The sequence below is a fragment of the Pectobacterium cacticida genome, from assembly GCF_036885195.1.
In the GTDB taxonomy this organism is placed as follows: domain Bacteria; phylum Pseudomonadota; class Gammaproteobacteria; order Enterobacterales; family Enterobacteriaceae; genus Pectobacterium; species Pectobacterium cacticida.
This window is the reverse complement of the sequence record NZ_CP133656.1, coordinates 3,603,933-3,619,151: the sequence shown is the minus strand read 5'-3', so window position 1 is coordinate 3,619,151 and position 15,219 is coordinate 3,603,933. Positions and strand designations below refer to the sequence as shown.

General features: G+C 51.3%; 13 protein-coding genes and 2 tRNA genes. 8 read left to right on the top strand and 7 right to left on the bottom strand.

Annotation, left to right across the window (positions count from 1 at the left end; translation table 11 throughout):
• Positions 1-25: 25 nt before the first annotated feature.
• The 3 genes from mscM to rsgA form a co-directional block, all read right to left on the bottom strand.
• Positions 26-3,349, bottom strand: coding sequence for a miniconductance mechanosensitive channel MscM (gene mscM, locus RFN81_RS16475; RefSeq protein ID WP_264496850.1), 3,324 nt, complete (start codon positions 3,347-3,349; stop codon positions 26-28).
• Between the two features lie 56 nt (positions 3,350-3,405).
• On the bottom strand, positions 3,406-4,434 hold the full coding sequence (gene asd / locus RFN81_RS16470) for an archaetidylserine decarboxylase (protein WP_264499019.1): 1,029 nt from the start codon (positions 4,432-4,434) through the stop codon (positions 3,406-3,408).
• A gap of 156 nt (positions 4,435-4,590) precedes the next feature.
• Positions 4,591-5,640, bottom strand: coding sequence for a small ribosomal subunit biogenesis GTPase RsgA (rsgA, locus tag RFN81_RS16465; RefSeq protein WP_264496849.1), 1,050 nt, complete (start codon positions 5,638-5,640; stop codon positions 4,591-4,593).
• Between the two features lie 185 nt (positions 5,641-5,825).
• Here rsgA and orn point away from each other — a divergent pair, with 185 nt between their 5' ends.
• The 3 genes from orn to RFN81_RS16450 all read left to right on the top strand — a co-directional run bounded on the left by orn (position 5,826) and on the right by RFN81_RS16450 (position 6,808).
• Positions 5,826-6,371 carry an oligoribonuclease gene (gene orn, locus RFN81_RS16460; protein ID WP_264496848.1) on the top strand — a complete coding sequence of 182 codons (546 nt, stop codon included), beginning with the start codon at positions 5,826-5,828 and terminating at the stop codon, positions 6,369-6,371.
• A gap of 213 nt (positions 6,372-6,584) precedes the next feature.
• Positions 6,585-6,660, top strand: a tRNA-Gly gene (locus tag RFN81_RS16455).
• A gap of 72 nt (positions 6,661-6,732) precedes the next feature.
• Positions 6,733-6,808 (top strand) — tRNA-Gly (locus RFN81_RS16450).
• Between the two features lie 341 nt (positions 6,809-7,149).
• Here the strand turns inward: RFN81_RS16450 and RFN81_RS16445 are convergent.
• On the bottom strand, positions 7,150-7,452 hold the full coding sequence (locus RFN81_RS16445; protein WP_406626423.1) for a helix-turn-helix domain-containing protein: 303 nt from the start codon (positions 7,450-7,452) through the stop codon (positions 7,150-7,152).
• Between the two features lie 65 nt (positions 7,453-7,517).
• Entirely contained in the window at positions 7,518-7,781 is a 264-nt protein-coding gene (locus RFN81_RS16440) for a helix-turn-helix domain-containing protein (protein ID WP_264496847.1), read from the bottom strand.
• Between the two features lie 105 nt (positions 7,782-7,886).
• On the opposite strand from RFN81_RS16440, the gene RFN81_RS16435 reads away from it, so the two are divergent.
• Positions 7,887-8,132 carry a helix-turn-helix domain-containing protein gene (locus RFN81_RS16435; RefSeq protein ID WP_264496846.1) on the top strand — a complete coding sequence of 82 codons (246 nt, stop codon included), beginning with the start codon at positions 7,887-7,889 and terminating at the stop codon, positions 8,130-8,132.
• A 332-nt stretch (positions 8,133-8,464) separates the two neighbouring features.
• Here the strand turns inward: RFN81_RS16435 and RFN81_RS16430 are convergent, their stop codons facing one another.
• Complete coding sequence (locus tag RFN81_RS16430) at positions 8,465-9,451, bottom strand: GlxA family transcriptional regulator (protein ID WP_334584197.1); 987 nt, start codon at positions 9,449-9,451, stop codon at positions 8,465-8,467.
• A 267-nt stretch (positions 9,452-9,718) separates the two neighbouring features.
• Here RFN81_RS16430 and RFN81_RS16425 point away from each other — a divergent pair, with 267 nt between their 5' ends.
• Positions 9,719-10,555 carry an alpha/beta fold hydrolase gene (locus tag RFN81_RS16425; protein WP_264499017.1) on the top strand — a complete coding sequence of 279 codons (837 nt, stop codon included), beginning with the start codon at positions 9,719-9,721 and terminating at the stop codon, positions 10,553-10,555.
• A 461-nt stretch (positions 10,556-11,016) separates the two neighbouring features.
• Here RFN81_RS16425 and RFN81_RS16420 read toward each other — a convergent pair whose 3' ends face one another.
• The gene (locus tag RFN81_RS16420; RefSeq protein WP_264496844.1) at positions 11,017-11,397 is read right to left on the bottom strand and encodes a winged helix-turn-helix transcriptional regulator; all 381 of its coding nucleotides are present in this window, start codon (positions 11,395-11,397) and stop codon (positions 11,017-11,019) included.
• A gap of 154 nt (positions 11,398-11,551) precedes the next feature.
• On the opposite strand from RFN81_RS16420, the gene RFN81_RS16415 reads away from it, so the two are divergent.
• From RFN81_RS16415 to RFN81_RS16405, 3 genes are all read left to right on the top strand, one after another.
• A complete protein-coding gene (locus tag RFN81_RS16415) occupies positions 11,552-12,163 on the top strand; it encodes an NAD(P)-dependent oxidoreductase (protein WP_264496843.1) in 612 nt (203 codons plus the stop codon).
• Between the two features lie 498 nt (positions 12,164-12,661).
• Positions 12,662-13,618, top strand: a complete 957-nt coding sequence (locus RFN81_RS16410) for a LysR family transcriptional regulator (RefSeq protein ID WP_264496842.1) — start codon at positions 12,662-12,664, stop codon at positions 13,616-13,618.
• A 196-nt stretch (positions 13,619-13,814) separates the two neighbouring features.
• Positions 13,815-15,218 (top strand): amino acid permease, encoded by a 1,404-nt coding sequence (locus RFN81_RS16405; RefSeq protein ID WP_264499016.1) that lies wholly within the window; start codon positions 13,815-13,817, stop codon positions 15,216-15,218.
• Position 15,219 lies beyond the last annotated feature (1 nt).

Here is a 15,219-nt window from a genome sequence, read left to right as displayed (position 1 = left end):
AGCACTGGCTCACCTATTGCTTTTCTTATAATCCCCCCGGCGTTCGATGCTGCGGCGCTAGCGTTTTGCCACGGCGTGACAGATTGTCCATTCTCACCTGGAAGGGGGGGAATGGCAGTTCCAGATGGTGTTTGCGGTAGTTTTCCAGAATCAACCGATGCAGTTCATGGCGCAACGGCATACGGTGCCCCATTTCGGCAGCGAAAACGCGTAACTCAAAAATTTGGATACCCTGTTGCAGATCAACCAGGAAAGCCTCGGGTTCAGGCGTATCCAGAATCAACGAACAGCCTTTCACCGCATCCATCAGCAATTCCGTCACCTCTTGGGTGTTCGCCTCCGCAGGCGCAGGCACCGTTAGCACGACGCGGGTAACCGAATCAGACAGCGACCAGTTGATAAACTGCTCGGTAATAAAGGCCTTGTTCGGCACGATAATTTCTTTGCGATCCCAGTCGGAAATCGTGGTGGCGCGCGTATTAATGCGCATGACGCTCCCCGTGAGATCGCGGATTGTCACCGTATCGCCAATACGGATTGGTTTTTCAAACAGAATGATTAGGCCAGAGATAAAGTTGGCGAAGATCTCCTGCAAGCCGAATCCAAGCCCGACGCCGAGTGCCGCGACCAGCCATTGCAACTTCGACCATTCGATCCCGATAAGTGAGAACCCCATCAGGCTGCCAATCAGCATCAAAATATATTTGCTGATGGTCGTTATGGCGTAACCACTGCCCGGCGACAGATCCAGATGCTGTAAAATTGCCAGTTCCAATAGCGCGGGCAGATTACGTACGAGCTGTGCGGTAATGATGAAGACCAGAATCGCGATTAGCACCGAGCCAAGGGTAATCGGCTGGACGCTTTCTACCCCTTGAACCGTGCTGGACACATCCCACAGGCTAATATTTTCCATGAAGGCGAAGGCGGAATGAATTTCAGACCACAGCGCGATAACGGAAACCAGTGCGACCAACGTCAGGAGCGAACGCACTAACTGCAATGATTTAGCGCTGATAGCGTCCAGATCGACAACGGGTTCTTCTACCGCGTCAGAACTACTTTCATGGGATGACGTAGACGGCGCATCATCCTCGCCTTTCGCACGCTGTGCCAAAATTTCAGAGCGCCGTTGTTTAGCGCGATCGAAGGCTATACGCCGTCGCTGAATTAGCATCCAGCGGCGAATAATGTGGTAAACCACTAACAGGAAAAACCAGATAGAAACGGACGTTTCCAGACGTGCCAGTAGCGCCTGAGCCGTCGTCAGATAGCCGATGCAGGAGGCGAGGGCGGCAACGAGCGGTACACCGATCAGAATGTTCCACATCGCGTGATTAATCGAATTTTCCCCAGAGCCAGATTTATCCAGATAGAGCGGAATACCGGCGCGTTTCAATCCGGTCGTCACCAGACTCAACGCCATACAGAGCAGAACGAAACAGAGTCGGCCCAGCGTGCTGGAGAATTCACGATCGTTAAGCTTATCGAAGGTAATCAGCGCCATAATCAGCGGCACGATAAAGGCGATAGAAAGACGGTAATAGCGCATTGCTCTGGCTACACGATCCGGCGACCAGCGGAAGTGTGCAATGAACAAGCCCTGCGGATGTGCAAATGAGGCACTGATCATCACCAGCCACATCAATGGCACGGTGGCGGTTACGCTGTCGCCGATAGCGACAGCGATTGGGTAAGGCCAGGCGTTTTGCAGCCCGTATCCTAGCGCTGCCCAGAGTACGGGCAGCGGTAGCGCGGCAAGGATAGACCAAAATACGGTGCGCAACGTCAGCATAAAATGGTCGAGCGTGACCTTGCCTACACGGCTGCTCGCACGTTCCATAAACGCATGATAATGGCGTCGCGAGCTGATGCTAAAACCTACCAGCAGCAAGGCACCCAGTAGCGGTAGAACGGTTTCCTGGCTGGTCACCATCATGACCAATGCGCTCCCCAACTGCGTCAGCGTATCTAACGACAATAGCCGCGTCAGATCCTGTACCAATTTGAGCGGATAAGCGAATGTCACTGGTTCAACATCGGCAACCCAGAACAGATCGCGATGGGCGGCTTCCCGCGTTTCTGTTAAGGCATCCGCCAATTGGTTGTTAGCCACCTTAAGTTTGGTTAATTCTAAAATTTGCGCGTCGCAACCGGAAATCAGCGATGTCAGCAAGTCACGCTGAGTTCGCATCTGGTCGGCTAAAATACGCTGTTGCGCGCTGGTTAGCGGTTCCCCGTTATCCTGTTTAGCGTTATCAATATCCTGTGATTTATTGATGAGGTCTTCGAAGTGCAGGCGCTGTACGCGCAATTTTGCCATGTCGCTGTCGAGCAACTGGGGTTTGGGCATGTCCGGCAGGCGCGCGATTTGCGCCCGTAATGTTTCACCTAATATTGGCGAGATACCAAGCCATTGTGCCTGTTCACGAATGGTACTGAGCGCCTGACGCACCTGAATCGTGTGCGTTGCGGCCTGACGCTGTTGCGAAGCGATAAGATCCATACGCTGCGCCTGTTGGTTCAAGGCTACGGATAGCTCACGGTTAACCTGGAGTTGTTTACTGATGACGCTAGGTAAATCCCCACTCTGTTCCGCCAACAATTCCGTACGCTCTAATGCTTTTTCAGCCTCGCGCTGGCGCAGATTATTGAGCCTACTGCGTAAATCCTGTTGCAGCAGATCCAGCCTGTCATGACGTTTTCTATACAGTTCGACACGCAGCCGAGATAATTCCTGGCGATTACTGGCTGAAAGCTGTGCCAACTCCAGTTCGTCTACCCGGCTTTTGCGCAGTGCGGATTCAGCCTGAAGCGCGACAAGCTGCGCTTGCCCCAGCGGTGTGGTCGGTGTGCCTAGCGACTGAATTCGGCGTTCCGCATCGTTTTGCATGCGGCTGGCTTCCGTTTGCTGTTGCGGAAGCTGACTGAGTGAATCACTGATTTCCCGCAGCCGATCCTGCTCTTGCTGAAGCTCACGAGCCTGCTCTAACAACTGGCTGCTCGTTTGTAGCAGTTGCTGTTCAAGATCGTTGCTGGAGAGGTTATCCGGTATTGGCGCAGGTTTACCGTCTTCGGCGCTAATCTGACGCCGCAGTTCCCGAACTAACTTGGGGAAATCATCGATGACACGTTGATACTGCGCCGCACGCTCCAGTGACGCTTTACGATCCTGTAGCGTGTTAAGCGCAGTTTGGTATTCTTCGACGATCCTGGCTTGGTCGGGCGAGCCGTTGGCCGCTTCCGCTAACTGTAGCTGCTGGCGAAGCTGTGCCTCATCAGGTACGGTAGCCGCCAACGCGGCCGTTGATAATAAACATCCCAAAAGAAAAGTCAGAATCAGACGCACGTTAGCCACCTTTATGACCAGCAACCCGTTCACCAACGACAAGAGTCAGACGCGATTTACGGCACGTCGGGTTTGTGGCCCGTTTGATCGGGAACATCAGCCGCAGGATATTGTTCTTCGGACTGAGCCGCTTCAGACACCGTTGTGACAGACGACACGCCGTCTCCGTTGGCTGCCAGCTCGGTTCCTTCCGCAAATACGATGGGCGTTGATTCACACTGACGGACCTCAACGAAAGGTTCACCAACTCGGGTCACACTTAGCGTGCTGAGGTGCGCGGCAAATTGAAGATTATTACCAGCGGCAAACAGGTTAATCACGGTTGAGCCTAGTTTGAAACGCCCCATCTCCTCGCCTTTCGCCAGTACAACGGCACCTTCCTGGCCCGCCGATGGGTAAGTCCAACGTTTAACGATACCTTCACGCGGCGGCGTCACCACGCCCGCCCATACAGTTTCGATGCTACCGACAATGGTTGCGCCGACCAGAATCTGTGCCAAGGGGCCGAATTCGGTATCAAACAGGCAAATGACGCGTTCGTTACGGGCAAACAGATTCGGCACGTTATCGGCTGTCAGCAGATTGACGGAGAACAAATCACCCGGTACGTAAATCATTTCGCGCAGCACGCCGTCACATGGCATGTGCAGCCGGTGATAATCACGCGGCGAGAGATAAATCGTGGCGAATAAACCATCACGGAATAACTCAGCCATCATATAGTTACCGGCAAGCAGCGCTTCCAGCGTGTAATCGTGACGCTTCGCCTGAATCAGCTTGCCGTCGGTAATTGCGCCAAACTGCGACAGCACACCGTCGGCGGGTTGCACTAGCCGGTGCACATGTGGATCGATCGGGCGAATATCAGGTCGCAGTGGGCGAACGAAAAATTCATTAAACGTGCGGTAGGAGGCGATATCCGGTTGCAATGCTTCCTGCATGTTGACCTTATAATGACGGACAAATAAAGCGATCACCCACTGAGTGAGTTTCCCCGCTTGCTTATTTGCTCCCCAACCCGCTAATCGGGTCAGCCAGATCTTAGGAAGCCAATACTGTAACTTGATTTTGAGATTATCCAGCACGGTGAGCCTCTTGAATGAATAGTGCGTAATATACTGCGTCATGAAATACGTTGTCTGCGGAACGCCCTTGGCGCTGCCAACGGCAGCTCAAAAAGAAAGCCAGTAAACCCACGTTCGCGTAAAGAGGGCGCATTGTAACGATGAGCATGCGCAATGTCAGTTATCTGTATCTGAAAAACCTTTTTGTGATTTTATTTGCGCCATGCTTTCCAGGATGCGGTGATAATTATCAAAGCGCTCAGCGGCTATCTCTCCACGTGCAAGCGCGGCGTTAATGGCGCAGCCGGGGTCATTTTCATGTTTACAGTCGCGGAACTTGCACGAGCCGATATATTTCCGCAACTCAATAAAACCACTGGTGATTTGTTCAGGCTCTAAATGCCATAAACCAAATTCCCGCACGCCCGGCGAGTCAATAACGTCGCCGCCATGTGGGAAATGGTAGAGCCGTGAAGCGGTCGTCGTATGCTGCCCCAGACCTGAGTTATCGGACACCTCATTCACCAGAATGCGTTCTTCGCCCAACGCGAGCAGCGTATTGAGCAGACTGGATTTTCCCACGCCCGACTGTCCGGCGAAGATACTAATACGGTCAGTGAGCGCTTGCTCCAATTCGAGGATGCCTTGCTGCGTATGGCTGGAAACCATTAAAACTCGATACTTGAGTGCACGGTAGATGTTCATCAATCCATCGACAAACTGGCGAGATTCCTCATCCAAAAGGTCAACTTTGTTCAGCACGATCAGTGGCTCAATCTCTAGCGTTTCGCAGGCAACCAAATAACGGTCGATAATATTCAGCGACAGTTCAGGCAGGATCGCGGAGACGATCACGATCTGATCGATATTGGCGGCGATCGGTTTAATGCCATCGTAATAGTCTGGACGAGTCAGAACGGAATGACGAGGATGAACGGCTTCTACAATGCCACTGATCCCCGCGAGTGATTCGTGGCCGGGTCGCCAGACAACACGGTCGCCGGTGACGAGTGATGAAATAGTCCGGCGAATGTTGCAGCGGTGTACCACGCCATCACTGGCTTCTACATCGGCGTGCATACCAAATCGGCTAATAATGATCCCCTCCTGCGCTTCGCCCAGTTGGCTATCTTCCCATTCGACTTTGCTTTCTGTTTTTCTCAGGCGGCGCTGGTGGTTTGCGCTAACCCGACGCTGCTGACCTTTCGACAGTTTCTTTTTGCTCACTAAGCCTCACTTAATACGAATGCAATGTATCGATCCTGGCAGTACGTTATGCCCGTCACGCTAGAAGCGGCTATAATACACGCTATTTGATTTTAATTAACCGGTAGCCCTATGCCGGTATCAGCCTTGGGTAAGATGCTGGTATCCTTGCATTGATGGCAGGACACATTGCAACAGGAAACCTCATGATGGTAGATGAAAATAACCTGATCTGGATCGATCTTGAAATGACCGGCCTGGATCCGGAGCGCGATCGCATTATTGAGATCGCAACGCTGGTGACGGATGCCAATTTAAATGTGTTGGCTGAAGGCCCGGTGCTGGCGGTGCACCAACCGGATAGTCAACTGGCGCTGATGGATGACTGGAATGTGCGCACGCACGGCGCCAGTGGCCTGACAGAGCGCGTTAAAGCCAGCACGATAGATGAGCGCGCAGCTGAACTTGAAACGTTAGCCTTTCTACGAAAATGGGTGCCACCAGGTAAATCGCCAATCTGCGGCAACAGCATTGGCCAGGATCGTCGCTTTCTGTTCCGCTATATGCCCGAGCTTGAAGCCTATTTCCACTATCGTTATCTCGATGTCAGCACGCTCAAAGAACTTGCGCGGCGCTGGAAGCCGGAAATTCTGGCTGGCTTCAAGAAGCAGGGTACGCATCAGGCGATGGATGATATTCGTGAGTCGCTAGCGGAGTTGGTTTATTATCGCGAAAACTTTCTGCGGCTATAGGTGAGGTGGTGTAAACGCTGGCGCGATGTGCCGTCAACAGCGTCGCTTTATGCCAGAATGTTTGTTTTGTCGGCGCATTGTTTTTTTTATCGGCAGTTAGATGATTTTTCATTTTTTGGGGCTTGCGGTTAAACGGATTTCTCGTATAATGCGCACCCCATAGCGGCGATGAATTTTAATTGAAAAACTTCATTGCGCATATAAGTTTTCCGGGCGGGAATAGCTCAGTTGGTAGAGCACGACCTTGCCAAGGTCGGGGTCGCGAGTTCGAGTCTCGTTTCCCGCTCCAAATTTGTTACTGTTCATGATGTTGTGAACAGAGTGTAGTTAAGACATAACGCCAGTTATCGTCTTTTGATATGCGGGAATAGCTCAGTTGGTAGAGCACGACCTTGCCAAGGTCGGGGTCGCGAGTTCGAGTCTCGTTTCCCGCTCCAATTCTTCATCTATAGACGTCCACCAACGTCTGTAGCTCTCCGATTAAACAGGCTAATTCTTCTGTTGAGCCTCCAGTAAAATCCACTGAAAACCACCGTCAACTACGCCGAAGTAGTGCATAAATTAGTACACGAAAATCGGGTGCGTTGCGGGTGCTGATTATCTGCTGAGTCGCTTCCCTGTGCGCGGTACACCTCTCTTCAACCTTGAAGGCGGCAAACCCTATGGCGGAAACCGCAGCGACGCAAGGCGTCGGCGCGTTTCACACGGCGGTGAACAGTCGGCTATGGCCTGCTGAGGGCGCGCCGTTGTTACGCGAGGTTATTTTGCGCTGAGCGGCTTATCCCTTTTCCCACTGAACGGCTTCGCCTTCATATAATTTCAGAATGAGTTCTGCGAAGCCGTCATCAACGGTGTAAAAGTAGCTTTCAGGCACATTAAGAACGCGGGCAAAGGCGCACATCATTTCGAAAGTCGGGCGGTGTGTGCCGCTTTCATACTGAGAAACGCGCGATCGTGCGGTCGCTTCTTCAATGCCCGCAAGCACGCCTAATTTTTCCTGCGTCATTTTGGCACGTAAACGGGCCACTTTAAGGCGAGTAGGTAACATACTGGCACCATTAATCATCCGTAGTGGTGCCATGTTTAGCATTGCTTTACATATGAGTTGCTTAGAGTCCCTGAACAGGCATGGTTTACCAAGAAAGATCAGAAGGTGTGCGTTTTATATTGGCGATAAATATCGAGTAGTATTTCCGCAAATTTGTCGTCGACGGTATAAAAATAGCCTTCCGGTACATTCAGCACTTTCGCAAAGGCGCACATCGTTTCAAATGTCGGGCGATGTATCCCGTTTTCATATTGCGAGACGCGCGAACGCGCAGTTTCCTCTTCGATTCCCGCCAGTATTCCCAGTTTTTCTTGAGTAAGGCGTGCATTAAGCCGCGCGGATTTAAGCCGTACAGGAAGCATAGTCAACACCGTGGCTGGATATTGACTTACTGTTTAGCATTACTTAACATCGTAGTTGTTTAGAGATACTGAACATTTGGCGATAACGGCATAGGGGAAGGGAAGATGGACGGTAATGACTGGCATCCGGCGGATATTATTGCGAGTTTAAGAAAGCAGGGAACAACATTGTCGGCGATTTCCCGAGAGGCGGGGCTGGCGTCGTCCACGTTAGCAAACGCACTGACGCGGCACTGGCCGAAGGGCGAGCGCCTGATCGCCGAAGCGCTGAATAAACGCCCGGAAGAGATCTGGCCTTCGCGCTACCCAAGTACCGGGCGTGGGCAGAGTGGGGCAGGGGAGTCGGAGTAAAAGCCCACCCGTCGTAAATTCACAAATGGTTATAATTTGCACGGGTGGATTTCAGCGCTCTCTAGCGGATTTCCATTCCATTGAAATCCGCTAGAGAGCCAACCAGCGCGGCGCGCTAGCCGCTTGATGCGGGAAAGCTGGCGCAACCGTCCGCTGCCTCATCAAGATTTATCCATGAGGCAGTGGCGTTACTTCAAACGGCGCAAAGCCGTTGCCAGTGACGCCGCTGTCGATTTCGTTCGGTACAGTATTTTGCGCCACTATAAACGGTAGGCGAACCTCGCCCAGTGGTTATCAGGCTGGCCGTCCTGGATTGAAACAAGAACATCAAATTATTCGGTACTAAAACGTTTGCGGTACTGGCTGGGCGTTACTCCCATAATTTTGCGGAAGATTTTGCGGAAGGCGGAAGGGTCTGCGTATCCGACTTCCCACGCAATTGCATCGATGGGACGCCCTGTAAGCTCCAGCGCGTCACGCGCTTTCATTATCCTGACCTGTTGCAAGTAATCCGTTGGCCTTAATCCGGTCGCTTTCTGGAAATGACGGAGAAAGGTCCGTGGTGACAGGGACACCCGTGCGGCCATTGTCTCAATACTGTGCTGCTCGGCATAGCAGGCATGTAGGTGGTGTTGGACAAGCAAAATCTTGCTGTCACCATGCTCAAAATTAGGGATAAATACGGAATAGGAACTTTGTTCACGCCTTGGGGGATCGACTAGCAAAAATCGGGCGGCGGCAAGCATTGTGCCCGTTCCTAATATTTTCTCGATCAACGTTAGCCCCAAATCTATCCACGCAAGAATGCCGCCGGCGGTAATAATATCGCCATCGTCGATAACCATTTTTTCCGCAACAACGTCTATCTTTGGAAAACGATCTGCTAACGTTTGTGCAAAGGCCCAGTGCGTTGTTGCACGGCGGTGGTTAATCAACCCGGTTTCGGCCAGAACAAATGCACCTGCGCAGACCGAACATAGAGTGACGCCCTCGTTGTAGCGTGTATTCATCCAGTCAGCAGGCACCTTCATTGAGGTCATCATTGCTGGCATCACCAAACTGGGCGGCGCAATCAGGTAGCTCATGCGATGGGGTTCATCTGGGTGACTGTCCCAGACACATTCCACCGTATCAGCTCCTTCATTTACCTGCCAATGCGAAACGCGTATTGCCAGTTTGCGCTCCTCTCCGGAAATGCTCATAGCCCAATCAGCGGCTATCCTGAACATGTCGCTCAGGCCATAAACGGCGGCGAGTTGGCAGTCCCGGTAAATCAACAGGCCAATCTCGGCGACGACCGTACTTTTAGCAGAATTCATATTTGTCATTTTTAACACACATAATGTCATATATGACAAGTGTATTCGCTTAGGTATTGCCTGACAATATGTTCAACAAGTCATCACTGCGATGGCCTGAAAAACTGTAAAGGAGCGCGTATGTCAGGCGCAGAAATTGAAAAGTTAACTATTTCAAGGCGTAACCTGTTGATCCTTGGCAGTACACTGTTGGCAAGTATTGGGCTCTCTCACTCATCCTTCGCCCAAGGTATAACATTATTATCATCATCTTCAGGAGATATCCCTATGAGTAACGGCATCATTACTACCAAAGATGGCACCCGGATTTTCTACAAAGACTGGGGCCCGAAGAGTGCACAACCTGTCGTCTTTCACCACGGCTGGCCGTTAAGTGCTGATGACTGGGACAATCAGATGTTGTTCTTCTTATCTGAGGGTTTTCGCGTGATCGCTCATGACCGTCGTGGTCACGGACGTTCCGATCAGACCGATACAGGTAACGATATGACGACTTACGCAGCTGACGTGGCGGAACTTGTCAAGGCGCTGAATTTGAAGGATGCCATTCATATCGGCCACTCTACCGGCGGCGGCGAAGTGGCTCGTTATGTCGCACATGCTGAGAAAGGCAGGGTAGCAAAGGCTGTTTTGATAGGGGCTGTACCCCCAATTATGCTTAGAACCCCCGCCAATCCGCAAGGTTTGCCATTAACAGTATTTGACGGGTTCCGTTCTGCTCTGGCAACTAACCGCGCACAATTTTACATCGACGTGCCAGCAGGGCCATTTTATGGCTTCAATCGCCCTGGCGCGAAAGTCATCCAGGGATTGATAAACAACTGGTGGCGGCAGGGCATGGCTGGCGGTGCCAAAGCGCATTATGACTGTATTGCTGCTTTTTCAGAAACTGACTTTACGGAAGACTTGAAAGCTATCACCGTGCCTGTATTGGTGATGCATGGCGAAGATGACCAGATCGTGCCCATTGATGATTCCGCGCATAAGTCAGTCAAATTGTTGAAGCATGGCACCCTGAAAACTTATCCGGGGTTGCCGCATGGAATGTTTGCGACCCATCCTGAAAAAATTAACCCTGATTTGCTGGCTTTCGCCAGGAGTTAACGCTCAGGACCGGTGAATAAGTGGCAATGACCTGATAGAACCAGCGGGTGATTCAACTGTTGCCGGTCATAAGGAATTCGAAAGTGCAGTTCGTTACCCAGGCATTGTGGTCAATGACGCATTGGAGATATCTGAGTCAATTGAACTCTGAGCTTCCAGGGCTGCAATAGCAGCCCTGTGGCAAAGCTGACATCGCCAATATCGGTGTGTTAATCAATAGGAAGAGGGTCACGAGTGTTCGTTTGGGAAAACGCGGAAATTGAACGGTTCGCAGATTCCTGGTTTCAACGGCCGCCAGAGGTTCAGATTTTTTCTCGTTAATGCCAATAATGTGAAGCCCCCCCGACAAAAATACTAAATTTCCCCAAGGGTAAAGGATCGCTCATGTGTCGTGAATTGCCGTGCGACTGCGCTCGGCGATGGTTTCTGTGACTCTACATGTCAGGGTTGCACTTACCAGTTCACGTATTGTTGTCTCGACTTGAACGTTGACGAGCCATGCAGATGGCGGGGTGATTATCTTTGGCCCACTGAACCAACGCCTGCATGGGATTGAGGAACGATCTGCCGAGTTCGGTCAATTCGTACTCAACTCGGGGCGGGACTTCCGCATAGACCGTTCGTCTGACATAACCATCGCTTTCGAGCCGCTTGAGCGTGCGGGATAGCGTCTGACGCGAGACATCACCGATCCCTCGATGAAGCTCATTGAAACGCATAATCCGTCGCGCCAGCGCGTTAAGAATTAACAAACTCCATTGATCGCCGATCCGGTCGAGAACATCGCGAATGGGGCAGGACTGTTTGGATGTAACGGTTTGTTCGGGGAGATTTGTCGACATGGGTTTCTCTCGTGTTCGTTCATGGTCACGTGTAGATGACTGGGTCATCATTAGGTGACTTCTTGTTTGAGATGCAAGACGACTGTAGCATTACAAATCTCAAGAGTCTATTTTTGAGACTGGGTTTGGTTATTCACTCAATAAGGAGTATTACATGGCACATATCGCATTAATTGGCGCTTCGGGGCGGGTCGGCTCGCGTATTGTTAAGGAGCTTTCCGATCGTGGACACACCGTCACGGCGATCGCGCGCCACCCGGAAAAAATCCTGGCACTTGCTGGCGTTACGGCCAAAGCTGGCGATGTCAACGATCGGGACACGCTGGTCAAACTGCTCGCCGGACATGATGCCGTGGTCAGCGCTGTTAATTTCCGCAACGCGGATCCTCACTCGCTGATCGAGACCGTGCGCGCGTCTGGCGTTAAACGTTATCTCGTGGTGGGCGGTGCCGGTGGCCTAAAAGTAGCCTCAGGCGAGCGCCTGTTCGATCAGCCCGATTTTCCTGATGCGTACCGGCCCGAAGCCAGCAAAGGCATCGAATTTTACGCAGCACTGCGTGAGGAAAAGGAACTGGACTGGGTGTTTCTATCGCCGTCGGCCGAATTCGTGCCGGGCGAACGCACCGGTAAATTCCGCGTAGGTAGTGACCAGTTGCTGACGAACGAGCAGGGTAGTCGCATCTCCTTCGAGGATTACGCCGTCGCTATGGTTGATGAAATCGAGAAACCCGCGCATTCGCGTCAGCGCTTCACGGTCGGCTACTAATAAACACCGTGATGAACCACTTTCTGAAAAACGCGCACTGATCCGATCGACGCGTTGCTGGTGTTAGGATCAGTCATGGTTGCGCACCGGTGTCATCATACGATCTGGCGGTCGTAGAAGCCCACAACTCACGGGTTGTCGACTTCTACGACCGCATCCCCGACGGCGATGAGTCTGTCCTGCTGACCCAATAAAATGCATGAAACAGGCCATCCTTTTATTCGAAATTCATATGTTAAGGTTGCCAGTTCCGCATAGCTATGCGGTTTGGACGAGTGATATAGTCGATCTGGCTTGCTTCAACGGCGCTTAATTCGCCTTCAGCAAGGAGCATTTATGAGCATGTTACCTACACCATTGGGATCTTCAGTCGACGGGTGCTGAAACCGTGTAATCCTCAGATATCAATCCGTTGTTGACCATAGCAACTACTGGTCTCTGCAGTACTCAATATTCAGCCGCCGATGATGACTATCTAGATGAGTTGAGTGTTTCCCCATGACTTCCGCTTTCAGTAACCTGAGCATCTCGCAGTTAGCAACGCTGGTTGCGGTTCTTGAAGCTCGCAATCAAAGCCATGCCGCCGCCCAACTTGGTACTAGCCAGCCAGCGCTGAGCCGACATCTGGCCCAGTTTCGTGAGGCGTTTGGCGATCCACTACTGGTACGACAAGGGCGCGAATATATTCTGACTGAACGTGGCGCTACATTGCTTGAGCCGATCAAGATGGTGCTCGAACAGTTGCAGAATATAAATACGCCTGAACAATTTTTACCCGCGACCTGTAAACGCCGCTTTTCAATGGCCGGTTCAGATCATGTTGCGCAGTACATTCTGCCGCAGCTGATTAACGATCTGGCGCGTATTGCGCCTGGTGTAAGTATCGATTTCCGTCCTTGGCAGGCAAACCGCTTTGACTGGTTGTCTAGCGGCGAGATTGATCTGGCCACCAGTATGATTGAGGACACGCCGGCCGATTATTATGGCCGTGTGATTGGCGAGGATATGGCCGTTTGCTGTATGCATTGTCATCATCCCTTAGCGAAGGAACAGGATCTGACAATAGACGAATTCATGCGCTGGCCGCATTTGAAGATAAGCAGCGGTGGAGATAAAGACAGCTTCGTGGATACCTATCTGCGTAAGCATAATTTGCAACGCAATATAAAACTTACCGTCCCTTATTATTCGGTTGCGTTTGGCATGATAAAAGGGGGCAGCGATATGCTCCTCATGCTGCCTGAACATATTGCGCGTAAATGGGCAGAGCAGGCTGACGTTTGCTGGCGGCCGCTTGCATTCATTCATCATCTATTTCGATACTGGGTGGTATGGCACAGTCGTACCCATCATTCCGCCGAACAAAAATGGTTCAGGCAGTTCGTCTATTCGCACTGTCGCGGTTCGCAATTTTTAAGTCCCGGCAACTATCCCCCACATTTACTCCCTGATTAATTCAATATTTGCATAGCTGCTATTCACTTCCCGTTACTGTGCATGAGTGCGGTGAGTGATAGTTTGTCAATGAAAGGCATCGGGCATATTCATCCGTATGCTTATAAAAATAACGATCACGCTGAATTGATATCTGCCAAACCCTCATCGAGTGTCGCGTAAATACAATGCTAGAAATAACATAGGGAGAGTAATGATGAGCAGAGCTAATGAGCCAGACCATGCGTTGGCGCGAGGTTTATCAAACCGCCATATCCAAATGATTGGTTTGGGCGGCGCGATTGGCACAGGGCTGTTTCTTGGAAGTGCTGGCGTGATGAAACTGGCGGGGCCCAGTCTTCTTATCGGCTATGCTCTGGCAGGCATTGTCGCCTTTCTTATTATGCGTCAGTTGGGGGAGATGCTGGTAGATGAACCTGTATCGGGATCGCTAAGTCATTTTGCTAATAAATACTGTGGGGGGTTTTTAGGTTATTTGACGGGCTGGAATTATACAGCTGTTTATATTCTGGTAGGCATGGCTGAACTTACCGCCGTCGGTAAATATATTCAGTTCTGGTGGCCGGATATTCCAAGCTGGGCCTGCGCTGGATTTTTCTTTCTGCTGATAAATGGTTTGAACTTACTCAACGTTAAGATGTTCGGTGAGGCGGAGTTTTGGTTTTCGACAATTAAAGTCGTGGCTGTCATCATGATGATTGGTCTTGGTGGTTGGTTACTTTTCGGCCCCCATCCCGCTGAAGGCGCGGCAGTCAGTAATCTTTGGCGCCACGGTGGTTTCTTCCCCAACGGCGTCAGTGGATTAGTCATGGCTATTCCACTCATTATGTTCGCATTCGGCGGGTTGGAAATGATCGGGTTTACTGCTGGCGAAGCAAAGGATCCAGAGAAGACCATCCCAGTAGCGATTAATCGAGTCCTCTATCGTATTGGTATTTTCTACATTGCGGCATTGGCTGTTCTCTTGGCGCTGAGCCCATGGGATACGCTCGTCGCGTCGATGTCTGCTGGCGGTGATCCATATAGCGTTAGCCCCTTTGTCATGATTTTACAGCAACTGGATGTCACCGTTGCGGCGCATCTTCTGAACGTTGTGGTCTTAACCGCCGCACTCTCTGTATATAACGGTAGCGTTTATTGTACCGTCAGGCAGCTACATGCGATGGCCAGCCAAAAGAACGCACCGTCTGCGCTCCTAAAGCTCAATGGTCACAATATGCCAGTGAATGCGCTGTTGGTGACGGCTGCTGTTACGGGAGTGGCGGTGTTGCTCAATTGGCTTTCGCCCAATGGCACGCTAGGTATGTTGATGTCTCTGGTTGTCGCAGCGACTGTGCTCAACTGGATGTTGACAAGTTACACTCACTTAAAATTCAGGCGCGCCAAGCAGGCTGCCCGTAAGTCGACAATCTACAAGTCGCCATTATTTCCTCTGACTAACTACTTATGCATCGTGTTTATTCTCGCGCTCCTCGCCGTGATGGCATTGACCCCTGAGATGCGTATTTCAGTCTGGTTGATTCCTCTTTGGTTATTGGTCATATACGCCGGCTATCAAAGAATTCAGACACGTAAGCTCGCCGCACTCAACGTTGAATAAC